The organism is Nonomuraea sp. NPDC048892, assembly GCF_040649735.1.
In the GTDB taxonomy this organism is placed as follows: Bacteria; Actinomycetota; Actinomycetes; order Streptosporangiales; family Streptosporangiaceae; genus Nonomuraea; species Nonomuraea maheshkhaliensis.
This window is the reverse complement of record NZ_JBEZFZ010000008.1, coordinates 102621-122931: the sequence shown is the minus strand read 5'-3', so window position 1 is coordinate 122931 and position 20311 is coordinate 102621. Positions and strand designations below refer to the sequence as shown.

13 protein-coding genes are annotated in these 20311 nt (G+C 71.5%); 4 read left to right on the top strand and 9 right to left on the bottom strand.

The genetic code is table 11. From position 1 onward, the window contains the following. Nucleotides 1–125 precede the first annotated feature (125 nt). On the top strand, nucleotides 126–575 hold the full coding sequence (locus tag AB0C28_RS27075; RefSeq protein WP_357850586.1) for a hypothetical protein: 450 nt from the start codon (nucleotides 126–128) through the stop codon (nucleotides 573–575). 196 nt (nucleotides 576–771) lie between these two features. Further along, nucleotides 772–1194 (top strand): hypothetical protein, encoded by a 423-nt coding sequence (locus tag AB0C28_RS27070; RefSeq protein ID WP_357850583.1) that lies wholly within the window; start codon nucleotides 772–774, stop codon nucleotides 1192–1194. On the opposite strand, the gene AB0C28_RS27065 is transcribed toward AB0C28_RS27070, so the two are convergent. The 7 genes from AB0C28_RS27065 to AB0C28_RS27035 all read right to left on the bottom strand — a co-directional run bounded on the left by AB0C28_RS27065 (nucleotide 1086) and on the right by AB0C28_RS27035 (nucleotide 15896). After that, the gene (locus tag AB0C28_RS27065; RefSeq protein WP_358078297.1) at nucleotides 1086–8294 is read right to left on the bottom strand and encodes a CHAT domain-containing protein; all 7209 of its coding nucleotides are present in this window, start codon (nucleotides 8292–8294) and stop codon (nucleotides 1086–1088) included. The genes AB0C28_RS27070 and AB0C28_RS27065 overlap by 109 nt on opposite strands. Before the next feature lie 244 nt (nucleotides 8295–8538). Further along, nucleotides 8539–10317 (bottom strand): hypothetical protein, encoded by a 1779-nt coding sequence (locus tag AB0C28_RS27060; RefSeq protein WP_358078294.1) that lies wholly within the window; start codon nucleotides 10315–10317, stop codon nucleotides 8539–8541. A gap of 10 nt (nucleotides 10318–10327) precedes the next feature. Beyond that, a complete protein-coding gene (locus tag AB0C28_RS27055; protein ID WP_357850574.1) occupies nucleotides 10328–11866 on the bottom strand; it encodes a glucoamylase family protein in 1539 nt (512 codons plus the stop codon). An 11-nt stretch (nucleotides 11867–11877) separates the two neighbouring features. Further along, entirely contained in the window at nucleotides 11878–12705 is an 828-nt protein-coding gene (locus tag AB0C28_RS27050; protein WP_357850571.1) for a carbohydrate ABC transporter permease, read from the bottom strand. Further along, on the bottom strand, nucleotides 12702–13631 hold the full coding sequence (locus AB0C28_RS27045; RefSeq protein WP_358078291.1) for a sugar ABC transporter permease: 930 nt from the start codon (nucleotides 13629–13631) through the stop codon (nucleotides 12702–12704). Before AB0C28_RS27045 ends, AB0C28_RS27050 begins: the two co-directional genes overlap by 4 nt. Nucleotides 13632–13635: 4 nt before the next feature. Continuing rightward, nucleotides 13636–14901, bottom strand: coding sequence for a sugar ABC transporter substrate-binding protein (locus AB0C28_RS27040; RefSeq protein WP_357850565.1), 1266 nt, complete (start codon nucleotides 14899–14901; stop codon nucleotides 13636–13638). Next, entirely contained in the window at nucleotides 14898–15896 is a 999-nt protein-coding gene (locus tag AB0C28_RS27035) for a LacI family DNA-binding transcriptional regulator (RefSeq protein ID WP_357850562.1), read from the bottom strand. Before AB0C28_RS27035 ends, AB0C28_RS27040 begins: the two co-directional genes overlap by 4 nt. Nucleotides 15897–16037: 141 nt before the next feature. Here AB0C28_RS27035 and AB0C28_RS27030 point away from each other — a divergent pair, with 141 nt between their 5' ends. After that, nucleotides 16038–16442 carry a nitroreductase family deazaflavin-dependent oxidoreductase gene (locus AB0C28_RS27030; protein ID WP_357850559.1) on the top strand — a complete coding sequence of 135 codons (405 nt, stop codon included), beginning with the start codon at nucleotides 16038–16040 and terminating at the stop codon, nucleotides 16440–16442. 71 nt (nucleotides 16443–16513) lie between these two features. Here the strand turns inward: AB0C28_RS27030 and glgA are convergent, their stop codons facing one another. Continuing rightward, on the bottom strand, nucleotides 16514–17686 hold the full coding sequence (gene glgA / locus AB0C28_RS27025) for a glycogen synthase (protein WP_358078288.1): 1173 nt from the start codon (nucleotides 17684–17686) through the stop codon (nucleotides 16514–16516). A gap of 158 nt (nucleotides 17687–17844) precedes the next feature. Here glgA and glgC point away from each other — a divergent pair, with 158 nt between their 5' ends. Next, on the top strand, nucleotides 17845–19080 hold the full coding sequence (gene glgC / locus AB0C28_RS27020; protein ID WP_106249675.1) for a glucose-1-phosphate adenylyltransferase: 1236 nt from the start codon (nucleotides 17845–17847) through the stop codon (nucleotides 19078–19080). A gap of 281 nt (nucleotides 19081–19361) precedes the next feature. Here the strand turns inward: glgC and AB0C28_RS27015 are convergent, their stop codons facing one another. Further along, the gene (locus tag AB0C28_RS27015) at nucleotides 19362–20144 is read right to left on the bottom strand and encodes a hypothetical protein (protein ID WP_358078285.1); all 783 of its coding nucleotides are present in this window, start codon (nucleotides 20142–20144) and stop codon (nucleotides 19362–19364) included. Nucleotides 20145–20311: the final 167 nt, after the last annotated feature.

The window sequence follows — 20311 nt, the reverse complement described above, 5'->3', positions numbered from 1 at the left end:
ACGCACGGCCTCGCCGGGGTCTCACGCGGGTGCCGGAAGGGCCGGTGGTGCGTCTTGCGTGTGGCGAGCGCCGAGATTGTCGGTGGGGCATCCTACGATGAGGCACCTCACGGAGGGATAGTCACATGCTCGACTCGCTGATCGTGCCCTTGTTCGTCACCACGGACCTGCCGCCCGAGGCGGAGCTGGCCGAGTTCGGTGAGTTGCTCGCCGAGACGGCGCGCGTGCTCGGCGACGACGGCTACGAGGCTTTCCTGGTGGGCCGGGTGTTCTGGCTGGACCGGCCGGTGCTGCCCGAGCAGAGCCCCGCCGCCGAGGGCGAGCTGCGCTTCGCCGGCATGCTCGGCTACCTCGCCGCCTCCGGCGCCGGTCACACCACGCGCGAGGTGGTCGGCGACGTGCGGCGGGCGATCGGGCAGGCGGTGACCGAGCGGTACGGGGACGTCGGGGTGGCGCCGGCCGTGTTCGCGATCCGGGATCAGGACGTGCGCGAACGTACCCCAGAGCTCGCCATCCACGTCGACACGCGGGACGCGGCGGCCGAACTGGTGAGCGCCGCCAGGTCCTACCTGTAGTCCCCGGGCGCTGGTCAGGCGGAGGCTGCAGCCCCTCGGGTTTCGAAGGTACGGGTCACGGCACTGACCGGACAGGGCACGGCTCTTGCCGGGCGAGTACAGCTCCCGGCCGGCAGGTGACGGCTATGGCCGACGGGGGCGTGGCTCCGGCTGGTGAGGGCACGGCTCTGGCGGGTTGGGGGCGTCGCGTGCGATCGTGAACGGTGATCCTTCCGGCGGGGCGAGCACCGCGACGCCCTCCGTGGCGGTGACGGCCCGGCGACTTGGAGGTCCCGTTATGGCGGTGCTCGGCGCGATCTGTTTCGGGCTGGTGATCGGCTGGATCACGTTCGGCCTGCTGCGGCGCAGACCGTCCGGCGGCGGGTCTGCCGGTGGTGGACTGGCTGGTGGTGGGCTGGCTGAGTTGGCTGCGGTGCTGGCTGCCGTGGGTGGTGGGCTGGTTGTGGCGCTGCTCGATCTGGCCGACGTGTTCGGGGGTTACGCGGTGGGGCTGGTGGTCGGGTTCTTCGGCTATCTGGTGCTGGTCACGCTCATGCCGTCGTCCAAGTGGGCCGGGGAGCCGTCAGGAAGGCCGACCAGTACGTACGACGCCCACAGCTCCGGCTCGGCGGAGCCGTAGAGCTCACGCAGGCCGAGTACGGCGGCGCGCAGGGCATGCGCCGGGCCTTCGCCCGCGTGGAGCCTGGTGTGCAGGTCGCGCATGAGAGCCCGGGTGATCTCGGCGGACACCGGCCACAACGAGAGCACCACAGCCCCCGCGCCGGCATGCAGCAGCCCGTACCCCAGCCCGACCAGACCGTCGTGCGTGCCGACGCCGTGTCCCCTCTCGGAGGCGGCCTCGTGCGCGGCCTCGCGGTCCCTCACCTGGTCCGCTACCTGGGCGGATGCACGGGCCGTTTCATGGGCTGTTTCGCCGGTCGGCTCGTGCGTGGGTTCGCGGGCCGTGACGAGCACGAGGCCGACGTCCAGGCGCATGCTCATGAGGTCGCGGGCGGTGAGGAGTCCGTCGGCGAGACGGATGCCCGCGGCGAACGGGTCGGCGGGATCCTCGACGGCACGGCAGGCCAGGTGCACCACGCGCCACGAGCCGTTCTGAGGGCTCCGGGCCAGGGCGTGCGTGGTGGCCTGGCGAGGGGTGGTGCCGAGCAGGGCGGCGGCGTCCCGGGCCTCGGACTCCACCACCGGACGCTCAGCGGCATCGGGGGTGAAGGAGAGGACCAAGGAGTCTCGTCCCCGCGCCGGAGCCCTTCTCGTCAGCCCCGACAGGACTGCGGCGGAGGGGGCGTAGGTGACAGGGAAGCGTTCGATCAGCGAACGACCGTCCGGGGCCAGGGCATGCAGCGGGACGCGGTGCAGCGCTGCGTGCGGGATCAGGTGGAGCAGGTCCACGTCGTCGCCCAGGGCTTGGACCGCCTCTGACAGAAGAAGGTCGGCCAGGCGGCGCCAGAGGTCCGCACGGTGCCGGCGGGCCTCGATGTCGAGCAGACCGGGCCGGCGACCGTCGGCGGCGCGCAGGAACTCGGCCAGAAGGGGACGATCGACCGCAGTGGGGAAGGCACGCGGCTCGGCCCAGCCGGTGCGGTGCGCCAGCACGGTCACAGTCTTTTCCCCGACATGAAACCCGAGCAACGCCGTCACCACACCCATCGACGTTGCCGATGCTCTCGGTGCCGGCCCGCCGCGACGGTCGGGGGCGTTCACGAGGGCGTCGAGGTCGGCTCGGCTGGGTGGGGTGCCTCGGCGCAGGGCGACGTGGTCGGGGGCCAGGGGCTCCATGCGACGCCAAAGATCGTCCAGATCGGCTCGGGCTGTGTGGGCGCGGCGGGTGAGGTGGGCGGCGCGTTCCGGGTCGCGGGTGTTGCGGGCCGCCGACATGAGCGTGCGAACGGCCTCCAGCCCTCGCTGCTCCGCCTCCAGCAACTCGGTGGGCACGCCATAGGGGGCTGGCCAAACCTGGGGGCTGGAATGTGCGGCGGGCCTGTCAGGAGAAGGTGGCTGATGTCCGTGATCCGGGCGACCGGCCGACGCACCGGGAGAAGCCAGGCGATGCTCGGAATCCAGGTAGCCGGTCAGCGGGCCGGGAGAAAACGGCTGATGTTCGGAATCCGGGCGGTCTACCGGAGTGCTGAGAGAAGGTTGGCGGTGGGCGGGGGCCAGGTGGGTGGTGAGGGTGTGGTGCTTGGCGTCTTCGGCGTGGGTCCAGGCCGTCATGCCCTGGTTCAGGTGGGTGGCGAGGCGGATCACGCGGTCTTGGGCGGCCTTGTGGCCCAGAGCATGGGCGCGTTCGGCGTCGGCGAGGGCGGCGGGGAGGTCGCCTAGTTCTTCGGCGGCGATCGAGCGGTGGTGACAGGCGGGGGCGAGCTCCAGATCATGCCCCAGGTCAGTCAGCAGCTCGATCGCCGCAGACAACCGGCGGTATGCGGCGGCGTAGGCATGAGTGCGGGCCTGGGAATCGGCGTCGGCAGGGGAATCGGCGGGCACGCGGATGCCTGTGGCCGCCCCTGCGCCAGGGGCCTCGGTGGCGGTGTGAGCGTCGGCGTCGGCGTGAGTCCCGGTGCCGGGGGCGTGGGCGGTGCGGGCGGTGGCTGGGTCGCGCACGGCGGCGAGGTCGAGGGCGCCCAGACGGACGAGCGCGACGGCCTCTCCGGCGCGGAAACCGAGTTCCTGCGGCAGGTCGAGCGCTTCTTCCAGCCATGCCCGCTCAAGCTGCGCTGTGCCTGATAGCGCTTCCCTCGGCCGCGCCTCCGCCTTCCCTTCCCTCGCCGCTTCCGTCTCCTTGGCCGCCTCCTCACGCCGCGCAGCTCGTTCCAGGCGGGCGAGGGCGAGGAGGGCCAGGACCGTGCCGCGCGGGCGGCCGTGTTCTCGTTCGAGGGTCAGGGCTCGGTCGGCGAAAGGACGTCCCTTCGTGGGCTCCCCGCGCAGCTCGTGGACCAGGGCCAGGCCGGCGTAGGCAGCGGCGAGGCCGGGTGGGGCGGCCAGTTCCTCGCCGAGCGCGATGGCCTCGTGGTAGCGGGTCGCGGCCTCGTTCAGCTCGCCCAGCTTGAGGTGGAGGTCCGCGCGGCCGGTCAGCAGCGGGGCTCGGAGTGCGCGCCAGATGGGGGCCTCGACCAGAGCCAGACTCTCCTCGTACGTCCGCGCGGCCTCGGACCAGCGGGCCAGGTCCGTGAGGGCGGCGGCGAGGAGGCCGAGGGATTGGACGAGGTGGGCGGGGAACGCGGTGGCCTCGTCCCTGGCCAGCTCGACCGCCCTGGACAGGTGGGTGGCCGCCTCCTCCGTCCGGCCCAGTTCAGTGGCCGCCGCGCCCAGGTTCCGGAGGTGTTCGACGATCCGTTCGTCACGTAGCTCGTACCCCTGGAGGGCGTGATCGTAGGCGGCGGGCAGGTCGCCCAGCTCGCGGCAGTAGTACGAGAGCCTGGCCAGGAGGTAGGAACGGTCGGCGAGGTCATGGTCGCCGTCCCAACCACCAGAGCCGGGTGAAGCGGTGGATGAGGAGCGGGTGAGGAAGTGGTGGGCGAGGGTGCGGGCCGTCGGGAGGTCGCCGGACGATTCGGCCTCGGCCAGGCGGAGCCACGACTCCAGGCGTTCCGATGAACCCTCGCGCCGACCCCCCGTACCGAGGGAGGCGAGGGCTCTGGTCAGGGTGGCGCGGCCGCGGGTGAGGTCGCCGAGGGCGAGCTGGATGCCGGCCAGGCGGGACAGGACGGCGGCGTCCATCTCCCCCGCCATGGCCGCGATGATCTCGAACGGCGCTCCGGCCGGAGGGCTGTCGTCGTCGGCCGCCGCCTCCAGACCTGCTAGTCCCTCCTCCAGAGCAGCCCTGGCGCGGCGGAACTCGCCCTGCGCCTCCAGGGCGAACCCCAGCTTGATCGAGGCCAGCGCGGCCGAACGGTGCCGGCCCCCGTCGCGGAAGCCCGCCAGTGCCGCCTCCAGGGCCCGCGTCCGGGCTCCGAGGTCTCCGGTACGGGCGGCGAGCGCGGCCAGCCGGTCGTGGACGACGGCTTCCTTGAGCGCGTCCCCGCCGGCCAGCCCGAGCGCCGACTGCAGACGTTCACCGGCCTCCCGGAACTCGCCCAGCTCCACGTCCACCGCGGCCCGGCCGAGGGTGGCGATCAGCAGCGTCTCCAGGTCGCCCTCGGCGGCGGCCAGCTCCAGGGCCCGTTCGAGGTCTTCTGACGCTTCCTCGGCACGGTCGAGGGCCGTCAGGCAGGAGGCGCGCATGCTCACCGCCGCCGCCTCCTTCGCCCGCGCCCGCAGTCCGGCGAACGCCTCCGCCGCCACCCCGAACGCCGCCAGCGCCCGTTCCGCATCGCCCTCCGCGTACGCCAGGCAGCCCAGGTTGTAACGGACGGCCCCGGCTCCGTCGCGGTGCCCGATGGCCTCGTACTCGCGTTCGGCCAGGTCGAAGGCGACCCTGGCGCCGTCGACGTCCCCACGGCCGCGGCGGCGCTGCGCGATCCGGTACCACTCGTCGGCGGGCTCGCGCCGCTGCCCCTTGCGCCGGACGATCTCCACCAGCCTGGTCTCGCAGGCGGCGGCGTAGCCGGGATGTCCCCGCCCGGACAGCAGCACCGAATGAGCGTCGAGGGCCGCGCACGCCTCCTCCCATGCCCCGGCTGCCTCCAGCTCGATGGCGCAGGCGGCCATGCGTTCGGCGGAGGCCTTGAGGTCGTCCTGGTCGACGGCGGCCCTGGCGGCGTGGACGAGCGCCTTGGCGGCGGCGACGCTCTCCCCGAGCGCGAGGTGGAGCGCGCGCGCCCTGACCGCGCAACTGACGGCCTCCTCCGGGTCGCCCGCGGCCAGGTGCGCCACCGCAGCCGCGTCCTGGTGCCGCGCCTCGTCCTCCGGCAGCCCGGCCTCCTCGCACACGGCCACGGCGCGCAGGTGGTGCTCCACGGCGCGAACGGGGTCGCCGGTCCTCAGGTGAAGCGCGCCCATGTGGCCGAACTGGCGCGCCTCGGCGGCGGGGTCGCCGAGGTCGTGGTAGACGGCCGCCGCGCGCGCGTACGCCTCCAGGGCACGGGACGACTCCCCCGACGCCTCGTGTCCTGCCCCCAGCCGTGACAGCGCGTACGCCGCCCGCGACCGCAGCCCGGCCGCCTCGAAGGCCGCCGCCGCCCGTTCCAGCACCGCGCCCGCGGCCTTCGGGCGGCCCGCGTCGGCCAGGCGCAGTGCGGTTCCGAGCAGGAACTCGCCGCGTTCCCCGCTGCCTTCGGCTCGGAGCTCGGCCAGGCGGAGCAGCTTGAGCGCCAGGTCCTCGTCCGGAGAGCGCAAGGCCAGCTCGGTGGCGGCCACGGCGAGCTGCTCATCCACGACCAGCGGCGGCCGGATGGGAGGGGCGGGGGTCGAGGGAACCTGGGTGACAGGGCTTGGCGTCTCGGGTGTTGGGGTGTCGGATGCTGACGTCTCGGGGGCCGGTGTCTCGAGGGCTGGAGTGCCGAAGGCTGGGGTCTCGGGGGCCGGGGTGCTGGGGGCCGGGGTGCTGGGGGCCGAGGTGCTGGGAGCTGGGGTGTCGAGGGCTGGTGTGACAGGCCGTGACGGGACGGACTCCGGGTTGACCGGCTTGGGAGTGACCGGCTCAGCGGTGACGGGAGCCGGAGCACCGGGGGCTGGGGGCGCGGAGGCCGAAGCGTCGGGGACCGGAGTGCCAGGGGCAGCTGTGCCAGGGGCGCCAGGGCCCGCGATCCCAGGGCCGACGATCCCAGGGCCGACGATCCCAGGAGCCGCAGCCCCAGAGCTGGCGACCTCAGGAGCGGCGGCCCCAGGGGCGGCAGTCCCACAGGTGGGAGTCCTGGAGGCGGCGGTCCCAGGAGCCTCGGCCCCAGAGCTGGCGCCCTCAGGAGCGGCGGCCCCAGGGGTGGCGATCCCGGGGCCCGCGATCCCAGAGGTGGCGGTCGCAGGGGCGGCGGCCCCAGAAGTGGCGGTCCCAGGAGTGGGAGTCCCGGAGGTGGCGGGGGTAGGGGGTGGGGTGAGGGTGGTGTCGAGGGCGTGGGTTAGTTCGGGTAGGTCGGTGAGGTCGGCGGTGTCGGCCAGGGCGAGGGCTTCGGTGAGGTCGCGGGGGTTGCCGTAGGCCGAGTGGCGGGCCAATAAGGCGCGGCACAGCTTGCGCTGGGCGGGTCCCTGGTCGCGGGAGGCCTTGGTGGCCAGCTCGACGCCCTGGCGGGCGGCCAGCACGGCTTCGCGCAGGTCCTCGGCCTGGCGACGGCCGTCCGTCTGTGTGGCGCGCCAGCACAGCAGCTCGGAGACCAGCCCGTACGCCTCCGTCCTGAACGCCAGCCGTTCCCCCGCCCCCAGGGCCTCGCGCAGCGCGGCGAGGGCCTCGTCGGCGTTGGCCATGGTGAGGTCGAGCCTGAGGGCCTGGGCGAGCAGCAGCAGCGCCGTGGCCCTGGCCGGGTCGTTCTCGTCGTGGGCGGCCAGGACGGCGCGGGCGGCGGCGATCGGCTCGGAGGGGTCGCCTCCAGTCACGACAGCCCGCCTGAGCAGCGCGTTCGCCAGATTGATGAGCAGCCGTGGCCGGTCGGGATGTCCACCCGGCCCAGAACCGCCCGAACCAGAACCGCCCGGCCCAGAACGGCCCATGCCCGCGCGGCCGGCGGTGGAGAGGTCGGTGGCTCGGCGGAGGACGGAGATGGCCGTGTCCAGGTCGGCGGGGTCGCCGGTGACGCCGTAGCGGTGCCAGCGCCGGTCGCCGAGGAGGCCGAGCCGGACCACCGGGTCCGTGCCGAGACCGCGCGCCGTCTCGTCCGGCGTCACGTGCAGGGCGTCCAGCATCTCCAGGCCCGCCTCCAGCGAGCTCTCGTTCCCCGTCACGACGAACCACTCGATCAGCCCCGCCGCGTACGGCGCCAGCACCCCCGGATGGGCCCACGGCTCGTGCCAGAAGTCCAGTGCGCACTGCCCGACCCTGATGAACGCCAGCAGGTCCTCGTCCGCGTACGACGCCGCGGCCCGCGCCTGGGTGAGGTCGACGAGCGTCAGCAGCGCCCGTGACCGGTCCTGGCCGCCGGGCGGGGTCTCCACCGCCGCGAGGTACGCCCGGACCAGTTCCTCGTCGTCGGGCGCCGCCAGGCCCAGGGCGGCGGCGAGTTCGCCCGCGTACAAGGTGTCGCCATGCGCGCCGAGCGCCGCCCGCAGCAGCATGTGGACCGCGTCGGCGATGACGTGCCGCTCCCCGCCGCGCGTGTACTGGCGCACCAGGCCCGCGCCGAGCAGCCCGAGCGCGCCCGGCGCCCAGGCGGGGTCGGTGGCGCGCATGGACTCCTGGAGCAGGAACTGGCCGAGCCGGTCGGAGACCTCCGGCACCGGGTCGGCCATGGCCCGGCGGACCAGGGCGTGGATCAGCAGCCCCACGTGCCGGTACGCGGACGGGTCCACATGCCGGAACACCTCTTCCACCAGCCCGGCCCACGTGTCGGCCGACTCCTCCAGCGGCCGGGAGCCGCGCAGCTTCTCCGGCAGCCGGCCGGGATCCAGCACGGCCACGGCGGCGAAGAAGGCGCCCGACACGGCGGCGTCCTGCGTGGTGCGCCGGTCGAGCCGGTAGCGGGCCAGGTGCAGCATGCCGATCAGCCGCCAGGCGGCGGCGTCGGTCCTGTCGCCGGCGCACGCCCGCATCGCCTGCTCGGCTTCGGCCAGCGCCGCGGGATCCCAGATGAGATCGGGATCCGCGGCCTGCTCGAACCGCTCGATGCGGGCGGCCAACGCCTCGGCCGGATCGGTCATTAGCACAGGCTCTCACCGGCGTGCGCCCCGCGTACAGAACCGTCCCGTCGAGTCCTGGGCACAGGATCGCTCGGTCGAGTCCGGCGCATACGACTGTCTGGTCAAGTACCGCGGTCCCGCGGACCAAACCGCCCGTTCAGGGCTCACGCAAACGACCGCCCGATCAAGGGCCCGCGCACACGACCGCCCGTTGAGGGCCCGCGCACACGACCGCCCGCTCGGAAAGCCGACGACGAGTGCCGGGTCAGGGGGTCAGTTCGAGGAAACTCACCCCCGGCATGGGCAGGTCGAAGGTGACGGTGAGGGTGGGGCCGGTGACGGTGGCGGGTGGGGTGAGTTCGGCGAGCTCGTCGTACGCGCGCAGTTCCTCCCACTGCGCCCCCTGCGGCCAGTCGCCCCCGCCCATCGCCTGCCAGGCCGCCTCCACGTTCGTGTGCTCGCCGTCGATGCGGTGGTGGGTGAGAGTGTACGAGCCCCGCAGCCCCTCGACGGTGAGCGTGATCGTACGGTCCAGCTCGGGGGCTCCGGCCGCCTGGGTGTTGTTGAGGGTGCCGTTCCAGACGAGCACGCCCACCCGGCCGTCGTCGTGGCGGGCCGCCCACACCTCGACGCCCGCCACGTCGCCCCCGGCCTCGGCCGCCACCTCCAGGCCGCCGAGCCGTTCGGCCAGGGCGAGGGCGTGGAAGCGGGGCTTGCGCAGGTTGCCGACGGTGAGCAGGCCGAAGCCGCCGTGGAAGAGCCTGGGCGGCCGGCCCACCTCCTCGAAGTGGTCGGAGGCCACCCAGTGCGACAGGGCGTCGATGCGGCCGGCCGCCGACTTCATGCCGTGCAGGACGAACGCCGCCCCGAACGCGCCGTCGCCGATCCCCTGGAAGTGGGTCGGGGTGGGCCCCCACTCGGTCCACCAGACGGGCACGTCGTGGCCGTGCCTGGCCAGCGTGGGTCGCCAGTCGAGCGGCGCGTTGCCGTACGTGTGCGTGGAGACGAAGTCGAGCGGCGCGCCCGACTCCGCGATGTGGACGAGCAGTTCCTCGACCCAGCCGTTGGCGGCCGAGGAGGGGCCGCCGACGCGCAGGTCCGGGTGCACGTTCTTCACGGCGGCGGCGGTGACGTCGTAGAGCAGGAAGTACTCCTCGGGGGTGCCGGACCAGAAGACGGCCAGGTTCGGCTCGTTCCAGACCTCGAAGGCCCAGTGGTCGATCAGCTCGCGGATGCCGTAACGGTCCGCGAGGTGCTCGACGAGGGCTCTGACCAGGTCGCCCCACGCCTCGAAGTCCTTGGGGGGCGAGATGACGGCCGCGTAGTCGAAGACCGTCTTCGACGGGTCGGCGGCCAGGTCACGGGGCATGTAGCCGAGCTCCACGATCGGCCGCAGGCCGAGCGAGACGACCTTGTCGTAGACGGCGTCCACGCCGGAGAAGTCGTACGGCTCGCCCTCCTTGTAGACGCCGAGGTCGTCGCCGAGGATGGCGTGCGCCCTGACCGTGCGCACGCCGATCCGCTCGTGCACGAGGCGCAGCGCCTCGGCCAGTTCCTCGCCGATGGGCCGGCCGCCGCTCTCGTCGGTGCTGAGCAGATGGGACAGATGCTCCGATCCCACCATGTACGCCCACGGCCGGGGCAGCTCACGCGTCACCCGCCCCGCGTCCACGTGCAAGGAGACGGCGGCATCGGACGCGGGCAGCGGGGCGGCCTCGACGGGCGGGCAGAACGGCCCGGTCGTGTCCGCGCCGATGACGGCGGCCACCGTGTAGGCGGCCGCCCCGTGGCCGGTGTCCACGAACCGGCAGGACGGCACCGCGGGCACGTCCACCTCGGGCGGCACGGCGGGCACGCCGTCCCTGTGCACCAGGTAGCCGATCGCCTCGGGCACGGGATCCCAGGTGAGCGTCACGTGCCCGGCCCCCGGGACCGCGCGCAGGCCGGTCGGGGCCTCCAGCGCGGGCACGGGGACGGTCGTCTCGCCGGACGGCTGTCCGGCGCGTTCCTGCCAGTCGCGGTGCGCGGCCGTACTCATCGGCATGTGCCTCGATTCATCGAACGTCCCATTCTTCGATCGCCATGACCGGCCGGAGCCGGTGCTCCACGCCGGAGCCCGCGAAGTAGCGGTGCAGGTTGCCGTTCGCGAGCACGTTGCCCAGGGCGCCCATGACCATGCCCTGGTCGAGTGCCAGATACCACTTGGACACGGCCCCCGAGCGGACCGCGATCGCGTCGTAGAAACCGCCGGGGCCGTAGGCGTCGAAGCCGGCCCGCAGCTTGGCCAGGTTGGCCAGGGCGGCGTTCCTGGCGTACGGGAGCGCCAGGAAGCTGGCGTGCGGCGTCACCACGCCGTTGCCGTAGCTCGTCGGCTCCGGCTGGGCGGGGCGGCAGCCCTCGTAGCCGTAGTCGACGCGGGTCTCCTCCTCGTCGGAGGTGTAGCCGGGCTCGTCCATGCCGAGCGGGTCGACGCCGTAGATGCGGTAGGTGCCGTGGGGGTCGTTGGACGGCGAGAAGCCCCAGTAGCCGTAGCGGGCCTCCTGCAGACCGTGCTCGATCTGGGCGCGGACGAAGACCGGGTGGTTGCGCCCCCAGCTCTTCGGCGCCCACTTGGCCTCGGGGACGACCAGGTCGGGCATGAGCGCCTCGAACATCGAACCGCCCCAGTTCGGGACGAACCGCATGCCGCGGTAGCCGTACGTGCCCTCCCAGACGTTCACGCCGAGGTACGTCTTCCACGACCCGACCGGCTTCTGTTCCTGCCAGCCGAAGTCGCAGCCGTTGTCGGGGAAGGTGCGGTACGGGCCGAAGTAGCTCTCGCGGGGCAGCTGGCCGAGCGCGATGCCCACGTACTGGCCGATCCGGGTCTCGGCGGGGGCGCCGTAGTGGTGGCAGGTGGAGTAGACGGTCGTGCCGGTGCCGGCGTAGTCGCTCTCCACGTTGCACTCGATCGGCGGGTCGGGCCAGAAGCCGCCGCGCAGCAGGCCGGTGCCGGCGTCGGGGCGGGCGGCCGGGTCGTAGTAGGCGCGGAAGTTCATGGAGTTGACCAGCCGGTCGGCGCGAGCGGCGTGCCGGGGGACGGCGGTACGGACCATCATGAGCGCACTGGCCAGCCAGCCGTTGTCGACGCTGGAGGCGAAGGGGCGCACGACGTCGCCGGAGTCGGGCCAGGTGGTGATGACGGCGAGGGTGGCCGGGTCGTACCAGTTGTAGTACTGGCCGGTGGGGGCGTTGCGCTCCATCCGCTCCAGCGCGGTGAGCACCCGGCCCACTCTCGCGGTGGCGTCGGCGCCGCTGATCAGGCGCAGGTCGCGGGCGGTGAGCGTGCTCCACAGGTACGTGCCGATGTTGGTCGGCGAGGTGACCTTGGCGCGGGTCTTGAGGTCGCCGGTCACCTTGTCGGCGGGCAGGCCGGTGGCCGGCACCGCCATGGCGTCCATCGACCGCCACGTGTCCTTGGCGTAACGGAGAAGGACCGCGTCGGTGCCGCCGTGGACGGGTGGAGTGGCGGCAGCTTGCGCGGCCCCTGAAGGCACGGATGACAGCACGGGTAAGGACAGCACGAGCAGAGCGGACAGGACCGTCTTACGCATGAGGTGCTCCTCTACTTGAGGCCGGTGGTGGCGATGCCCTGGATGAAGAAGCGCTGCAGGAAGACGAACAGGATGAGGATCGGCGCGATCACCACGACCGATCCGGCGACCAGGAGGTTGTAGTGGGTGCCCTCGTGGCCGTTGAGGATGTTGAGCGCGACCGGCAGGGTGTACATGTCCTCGCTCTGCGCGACGACGGCCGGCCACAGGAAGTTGTTCCACGCGCCGAGGAACGTGATCAGGCCGAGCGTGGCCAGCGGCGGCCCGCACAGCGGCAGGATGATCCGGAAGAAGATGCGGAACTCCCTGGCGCCGTCGACCCGGGCCGCGTCGATCAGCTCGTCGGGCAGGTCGGAGATGAACTGCCGCATCATGAACACGCCGAGCGGCGTCACCACGGTGGGCAGGATGATCCCGACGAACGTGTTGACCAGGCCCAGCTTCGCGATCAGCACGAACTGCGGCACCATCAGCACGATCGCCGGGATCGCGAGCTGCACCAGCACCAGCGCGAAGGCCACGTTCCTGCCCCGGAAGCGGAGCTTGGCGAAGGCGTAGCCGACCATGGAGCAGAACAGCAGGTTGGTGGCGACCAGCACGAGCGCGATGAACGTGCTGTTGACGAACGCGGTGCCGATGTCGACCCGGTCGAACAGCTCGGCGAAGTTGTCCAGCGTCCACGTCTGGGGCCAGAACGTCGGCGGGTCGCGCCTGATCTCCTGTTCCGGCTTGACCGAGCTGAGTGCCGTCCACAGGAAGGGTCCGGCGACCAGGGCCAGGCCGACGCCGAGCCCCAGGTAGACGACCGCCCGCTGGCGGCGGGTGCTTCCGTGCCTCATCTGCGCCTCCCGAGCCTCAGTTGCAGCACGGCCAGCGCCACGATCACGGTGAACAGCACCGTCGAGGCGGCGCCCGCGTAGCCGTAGTTGCCCACCCCGAACTGGTTGAAGATCACCAGTGAGGCCGACAGGGTGGAGTTGAGCGGCCCGCCCCTGGTCATGACCAGGGGCTCCTCCATGAACTGCATGAAGCCGACCGAGCTGTAGACGGTGCAGAACAGCAGCACGGGGCGGAGCGAGGGCACGGTGACCGAGCGGAAGCGGGCCCAGCGGCCCGCGCCGTCGACCTCGGCGGCCTCGTACAGCTCTCTGGGGATGCTCTGCAGCGCGGCCAGTAGCACGATCATGTTGAAGCCGAAGCTGCGCCAGGCCGTCATCACGATGATCGAGGGCAGCGCGGTGCTCTCGTTCTGCAGCCAGTTGGGGCCCTGGACACCCACCAGCTCCAGCAGCCGGTTGACCAGCCCGGCCTCGGGCTCCAGCAGGAACTTCCAGGCCACCGCGATGCCGATGATGCTGGTGATGTTGGGCAGGTAGTAGCCGAGGCGGAAGAACGCGGCGGGCAAGCGGGCGATGCCGGAGTTGAGCAGCACGGCCGCGGCCAGCCCGAGGCCGACGGCGAGCGGCAGCGTGGTGAGCACGAAGACGACGGTGTTGAGGGCCGCCCTGCGCATGGCGCCGTCGTTCATGAGCCGCAGGTAGTTCTCGACCCCGACCGGGTCGACGGCCAGCGGGTCACTCACGTCGGTGCTGCGCATGTCGGTGAAGCTCATGCCGATGCCGACCAGCAGCGGCCCGAGGTAGAAGACCGCGAAGAGGACCACGAACGGCGTGATGAAGAGCCAGCCGATGCCCGACTGGCGTAACGCGCCCCTGATCCTGATCGGCGCCGGCGCGACCGGCGCCGGCTTCGTGCGGACGGTCACGGGCTCAGAGGCCGGTGCCGATGGTGGCGGCCTGGGACTGGATCGACTTGGCCGTCTGCTCGGGCGTCTGGGTGCCGCGGGCCAGCTTCTCCAGCTCGCTCTCCAGCACCCTGGCCACCTGCTCCCAGGTCGGGAACGGCGGCGGCGTCCTGGCGTCCTTGAGCTGCTCGCCGAAGACCGCGAGCTGCTTGTCGGCCTTGAGTGCGGGCTCCTGCCAGGCGGCCTGGACGGCGGGCAGCGCCTTGACCTTCGTGTACCACTTCGCCTGCACCTGCGGCTCGCTCAGCCACTTGATGAACGTCCAGGCCGCGTCGCGGTTCTTCGCCTTCTTGAACACCGCCATGTCGGAGCCGCCGACGAAGCTCGTCGCCGACACCGGGCCCTTGGGGTAGGGGGCGACGTCGAACTTGTCGCCGAACCCGGCGCCGCCGTCGTTGTTCAGCACGCCGATCATCCACGGGCCGGAGAAGAAGCCGCCGATCTCGCCCTTGATGAAGCTCTGCGGGAAGGCGCCCTCGGCCGTGTTGTTCGGGGCCAGCTTCTGCTCGAACATCGAGGCGTACTGCTTGAGCGCGGTCACCGTCTCGGGCGTGTCGAAGGTGTAGGCGCCGTCCTTGACGATCTCGCCGCCCGCCTGCCAGATCAGCGGCAGCACCTCCTGCCAGGCTGCGCCCTGGGTGTAGCTCTGCTGGAAGCCGTCCTTCGCGCCGCCCTTCTCCTTGAGCGCCCTGGCGAACGCGGTGAACTCCTCCCACGTCGCCGGGGGTTTCACGCCCGCCTTCTCGGCCTGGTCGGTGCGGTAGTACAGGACGCGGGTCTCGACGTACCAGGGCACGCCGTACGCGGTGCCGTTGACGTCCACGGTCTGCCAGGCGCCGGGGAAGAAGGCGGCCTTGTCGACCAGGTTGGCGGGCGTGGGTTCGAGCGCACCGGTCTTGGCCAGTTCGCCCGACCAGGTCGATCCGATCATGCTCACGTCCGGGGTGGCGCCGCCGGCGATGGCCGCGGTGATCTTGTCGTGCGCCACGTCCCAGCCGATGGCCGTCACGTTGACCTTCACACCGGGGTTGGCGCTCTCGAAGTCCTTGACGAAATCACCGAGCGCCTTGCCCTCCTCGCCCATCGCCCAGACGGTGACCTCCCCCGAGACCTTGCCGGTCGTGACGTTCTGCGCCTGCTCGGGCGCCTGCTGCTGACTGCGGCCGCAGCCGGCCGCCACGAGCGCGAGAGCCAGCGCGCCCACGGCGGCGCGCCGGGTGGTGGTGTTCACGTTCGTACCTCCTGGGGGTGGTGACCGCAGCTGGAGCGGATGACCAGCTCGGTGGTCAGGATGAGGTGCTTCGGGATGTCGCGGGTCCCGGTGATCAGTTCGTCGAGCGCGCGGGCGGCGCGGGCGCCGAGCTCGCGCATCGGCTGTCGTACGGTGGTCAGCGCCGGGCGGGCGTGCCGGGCGGCCATGATGTCGTCCCAGCCGGTGACGGCCACGTCGCCGGGCACCTCCAGGCCGAGCTCCTCGGCGGCGAGCAGCGCCCCCAGCGCCACCTCGTCGTCGGAGCAGATGATGGCCCGCGGCCGGTTCCTGCCCTTGAGCAGGGACCTGGCGGCCTCGAAGCCGCAGTCCACGGTGTACTGGCCGGTGTCCACGGCCTCGATCGCGCCGCCGAGCGCGTGCCTGACCCCCTGCCAGCGCTCGTCCACGTCGTCCCTGCTGGTCAGCGGGGCGCCGAGGAAGGCGAAGTGCTCGTAGCCGTGGCCGGTCAGATGGGCCGCCAGCGCCCGCGCGGAGGCGATGTTCTCGCTGCGCAGCGTGTCGGCGCCGGCGAGCGGGTCGCGCGAGATGAACACCAGCCGCACGCCGAGCCGGACCAGCTCGGCGACCAGCGGCTCCGGCACGGCGTGGCCGAAGATCAGCATGCCGTCGACGCGCCCCGCGAGGTCCTTGACCAGCTCGCCGACGTTCGAGCGGCCCTTGGTGGACAGGATGACCACCGAGCGCCCCAGCTCGGAGGCGACCTCCTCGTAACCGAGCAGGACCTCCGTGTAGTACGGGCCGGCCAGGTCGGGGAAGACGATGCCGTTGGCGGCGTGGCGGCCCTCGGCGAGGCTGACACCCAGACGGCTGGGCGTGTAGTTCAGCTCCTCGACGGCCTTGAGCACCTTCTCCCGCGTCTTCGCGGCCACCGGGCCGGTGCCGCGCAGCGTCCTGGACACGGTCGCGATCGACACGCCCGCCCGCTTGGCGACTTCGTAGATGGTCACGTCCATGCGACTTTCCTTTCATGTAAGCGCTTTCATGATCGCGGCTGTAAGCGCTTACACAAATGCAGTGTGCCAGCCGCGTTAACTTCCCGTACAGACCCCGGCGCGTAACGGTGAGGTCACGCCGCCCTGGGGTAGAGGGGGATCATGCTCTACGGCAAGGAACACGTCAGGCGCTACCAGGAAACCGACGGCGCCGAGGGCCACGACTGGAACAACACCACCGTCCTGCTCCTGACCACCAAGGGACGGAAGTCGGGCCAGCCCTACACGACGCCGCTCATCTACCAGAAGTACGGCGACTACCACCTGCTCGTGGCGTCCAAGGGCGGCGATCCCGACCATCCGCAGTGGTTCAAGAACCTGCAAGCGGAGCCGGAGGTCGAGGCCCAGGTGAAGGGCGACAAGTTCAAGGCCCGCGCCCGCACCGCCACCCCGGAGGAGAGGCCGGAGATGTGGCGCGTCATGGCCGCCACCTGGCCCGACTACGACGAGTACCAGAAGAAGACCGACCGGGAGATCCCGATCGTGGTCCTCGAACGCGTCCGCTGACCACCGTCGTCAACCGTCGCCCGCCCCGCCGGCCCGCGCCGGCGGGGCGGGCTCGTGTTTGTGGCCTGGGCTCAGCCCGTCAGTGACGTGTAGAGCTTCAGGGTGCGGCGGGCGATGCGCTCCCACGAGAAGTGTTCGATGGCGCGCTCACGGCCCGCCACCCCAAGGGCGCGCGCCCGCGCCGGATCGCGCAGCAGGGCGTTGACCCGCTCGGCCAGGTCGGCGGCGAAGCGCTCGGGGTCGTGCGGGGTGCCGTCGGCGGCCTGGGAGATCGGCACCAGCAGCCCGGTCTCCCCGTCGGCCACCACCTCGGGGATGCCGCCGGTCGCCGTGGCCACCACCGCCGTCTCGCAGGCCATCGCCTCCAGGTTGACGATGCCCATCGGCTCGTAGACCGACGGGCACACGAACACGGTGGCGTGCGTCAGCAGCTGGATCACCTCGGGCTTGGGCAGCATCTCCTGGATCCAGAGCACGCCGTCGCGGTCGAGGCCGCGCACCAGCTCGGTCACCTCGGCGGCGATCTCCGGGGTGTCGGGCGCGCCCGCGCAGAGCACGAGCTGCGCCTCCGGGTCGAAGGAGCGCGCCGCGTGCAGGAGGTGGACCAGGCCCTTCTGGCGGGTGATCCGGCCGACGAAGACGACATAGGGCCTCGTGGGATCGACCTCGTGCTTGGCCAGGACGTCGGTGGCGCGGTCTGGGGCGTACTGGGCCGTGTCGATGCCGTTGTGGATCACGCTGACCCGCTCGGGCGGGATCTCCGGGTAGGCGGCGAGCACGTCGCGCCGCATGCCCTCCGAGACCGCGATCACCGCGTCGGCGGCGGCCAGGGCGGTGCGCTCGGACCAGGACGAGATCGTGTAGCCGCCGCCGAGCTGCTCGGCCTTCCACGGCCGCAGCGGTTCGAGACTGTGCGTGGTGATCACGTGGGGTACGCCGTGGAGCATCTTCGCGACATGCCCGGCGAAGTTGGCGTACCACGTGTGGGAGTGGACGACGTCGGCGCCGGCGCAGGCGGCGGCCATCTCCAGGTCCACGCCGAGCACCTGGAGCGCGGCGTTGGCGCCCTCAAGCCCGGCCGGCACCCGGTAGGCCGAGACGCCCGCCTCGGCGCGCGCGGCCCCGAAACAGCGCACGTGTACGTCGGCCAGCTTCCGCAGCTCCCTGGCCAGATATTCCATGTGCACCCCGGCCCCGCCGTACACCTCGGGCGGGTACTCCCGGCTGAGCAGATCAACGCGCATGAGAAGACCTTAAAGGGGGCGCGGGCAACGGGAACACATCGACAAGCCCAAGGTCGGGCACTTGGGTTCGTACATCGGTGACCAAATCGGGACACGCAGGAAGTTCACCGTGCGGGCTTTCGTCGATAGATCGGCCATTTGAGGGTAGCGTCCTGGACATGAGGTCCCGGAGGGTGCTTGCGGTCGTGCTGGCAGGTGGAGAGGGCAAGAGGCTGATGCCGCTGACGGCGGATCGGGCGAAACCGGCGGTGCCGTTCGGGGGGATGTATCGGCTCATCGATTTCGTGCTGTCCAATCTCGCCAACGGCGGATTCCTGAAGATCGTCGTACTGACGCAGTACAAGAACCACAGCCTCGACCGGCATGTCTCGCGGACCTGGCGGCTGTCGGCGATGCTGGGCAACTACGTCACCCCGGTGCCGGCGCAGCAGCGGCTCGGGCCGCGCTGGTTCTCCGGCTCGGCGGACGCGCTCTTCCAGAATTTGAACCTGATCTACGATGAGATGCCCGAGCACGTGATCGTGTTCGGCGCCGACCACATCTACCGGATGGATCCGCGGCAGATGGTCGAGCAGCACGAAGACTCCGGCGCGGACGTGACGGTGGCGGCGATCAGGCAGCCGCTGTCGCTGGCCGACCAGTTCGGCGTGATCGAGACCGATCCTGAGGGCCGCCGGATCGTCGCGTTCAGGGAGAAGCCGAAGGACGCGGTGGGGCTGGCCGACTCCCCCGACGAGGTGTACGCCTCGATGGGCAACTACGTGTTCAAGACGCAGTCGATGATCGACGCGCTGCGCGAGGACGCGCTCGACCCGACCAGCAAGCACGACCTGGGCGGCAACATCATCCCGATGCTGGTCAAGTCGGGCGGCGCCGACGTCTACGACTTCGCCAACAACATCGTCCCCGGCTCCAGCGAGCGCGACCGCGGCTACTGGCGCGACGTCGGCACCCTCGACGCCTACTACGAGGCCCACATGGACCTCATCTCGGCGCATCCGGTGTTCAACCTCTACAACGACAAGTGGCCGATCTTCACCGGCCACGATCCGCTGCCGCCCGCCAAGTTCGTGCACAACGACGGCGACCGGGTGGGGCGGGCGATCGACTCGCTGGTCTCCCCCGGCGTGATCGTCTCCGGCGGCACGGCGATCAGGTCGATCCTGTCACCCAAGGTGGTGCTCCACTCGCACTCGCTGGTGGAGGACTCCGTGCTGATGGAGAACGTCAAGGTCGGGCGGGGCGCGATCGTGCGCAAGGCGATCATCGACAAGAACGTGGTGATCCCCGACGGCGCCCGGATCGGCTTCGACCTCGACTACGACCGCACGCGCTTCGCGTTGACCAGGGGCGGGGTCGTGGTCATCGGCAAGAACGAGATCGTCGACCGCTGAGCACCGGGGCCGCGGCTGGGGTACGGGTCCGGGCCCGACAGGCGGCCCGCCGCGTCCCCGCGCCAGGAATGCCGACATCGTTACGCAGAGTGACGGCTTGAGGGGGAGACCATGGGGTCGCGGGGTCGCGGGAACAGGGAGAGACCATGGGGTCCCGGTGCGACGGGAAGCCGAGGGCGGGGAGCTGGGAGTGACCATGAGGTCCCGGGTCACATGGCAGTGTCCCGGGACCGAACCGGAATGACCTTCACGACCGGCTCTGACCGGCTGCGGGTCCGGCCTTAGAAGCGGGCGTACCAGCCGGGCCAGCCGTAGCCCACCCAGCCGCGCGGGGCCCAGACACCGCGCTGGTCCCAGCCGTGGTCGTGGTCACGGTGCCAGCCGCCGTTCCAGCGACCGTCCCAGCGACCGTCCCAGTGGCCGCCGTCCCAGTGGCCGCCGTCCCAGTGGCCGCCGTCCCAGTGGCCGCCGTCCCTGTGGCCGCCGTCCCAGTGGCCGCCGTCCCTGTGGCCGCCGTCCCAGTGACCGCCGTCCCAGTGGCCACGGTCCCAGTTGTCCTGGTTCCCGTGGCCGTGGCGGTGCCAGTCGCCCTGGTTCCAGTGGTCACGGTTCCAGGAACCGTTGTCCCAGCCACCCTCGGCCTCTTCGCCGTAGCCGGCTTCGTCGTAACCGGCGCCGTCGTGCTTGACGTCCTCGTGCTTGACGTCCTCGAACCTGCCGTCCTCGAACTTGACGCTCTCGTGCTGCGCTTCCTCGGCCTCCGCGTCCTCGTACGCAATGTCCTCGTACTGCGTGACCTCGGGCTTCATGGCCTCGTGCTCGACGGCCTCGTGCTTGACCTCGTCCTTGACCTCGTGCTCGACCTCGTCCTGCTTGCTGCCGCTGCAGGCCGAGGCGTCGCGGCGGCCCGCGTAGACGCCCCATGCGTCGATACGCAGCGAGTGACGCACGTCCGACACGCTCAGGTCGCAGACGACCGGGTTGGCGCTGGCCGGCGTGGCCATGCCGACGAGCGCGGCGGCCGTGACGAAGGCGCCACCTGCCGCTATGAACTTACCTTTCATGATCTCCCCCTGTAGTCACCGTGTGGCAACACTTCCTCACTCTACGTAGTCAATCCTGTTAGGTCGCGTAACGCCACGCGTGGACAACTCGTCACGTTGACCACCCGTCTGAACCGATCCCGGACGTGCCCGAGAAGGCCACAACACCGGGCAATTGGGTCTTGTGA

Bases quoted from the DNA above. Each gene is read 5' to 3' on its own strand.
- AB0C28_RS27075 (WP_357850586.1), top strand. From the start codon at position 126: ATGCTCGACTCGCTGATCGTGCCCTTGTTCGTCACCACGGACCTGCCG.
- AB0C28_RS27065 (WP_358078297.1), bottom strand. From the start codon at position 8,294: ATGACCGATCCGGCCGAGGCGTTGGCCGCCCGCATCGAGCGGTTCGAG.
- AB0C28_RS27060 (WP_358078294.1), bottom strand. From the start codon at position 10,317: ATGCCGATGAGTACGGCCGCGCACCGCGACTGGCAGGAACGCGCCGGA.
- AB0C28_RS27055 (WP_357850574.1), bottom strand. From the start codon at position 11,866: ATGCGTAAGACGGTCCTGTCCGCTCTGCTCGTGCTGTCCTTACCCGTG.
- AB0C28_RS27050 (WP_357850571.1), bottom strand. From the start codon at position 12,705: ATGAGGCACGGAAGCACCCGCCGCCAGCGGGCGGTCGTCTACCTGGGG.
- AB0C28_RS27035 (WP_357850562.1), bottom strand. From the start codon at position 15,896: ATGGACGTGACCATCTACGAAGTCGCCAAGCGGGCGGGCGTGTCGATC.
- AB0C28_RS27030 (WP_357850559.1), top strand. From the start codon at position 16,038: ATGCTCTACGGCAAGGAACACGTCAGGCGCTACCAGGAAACCGACGGC.
- glgA (WP_358078288.1), bottom strand. From the start codon at position 17,686: ATGCGCGTTGATCTGCTCAGCCGGGAGTACCCGCCCGAGGTGTACGGC.
- glgC (WP_106249675.1), top strand. From the start codon at position 17,845: ATGAGGTCCCGGAGGGTGCTTGCGGTCGTGCTGGCAGGTGGAGAGGGC.
- AB0C28_RS27015 (WP_358078285.1), bottom strand. From the start codon at position 20,144: ATGAAAGGTAAGTTCATAGCGGCAGGTGGCGCCTTCGTCACGGCCGCC.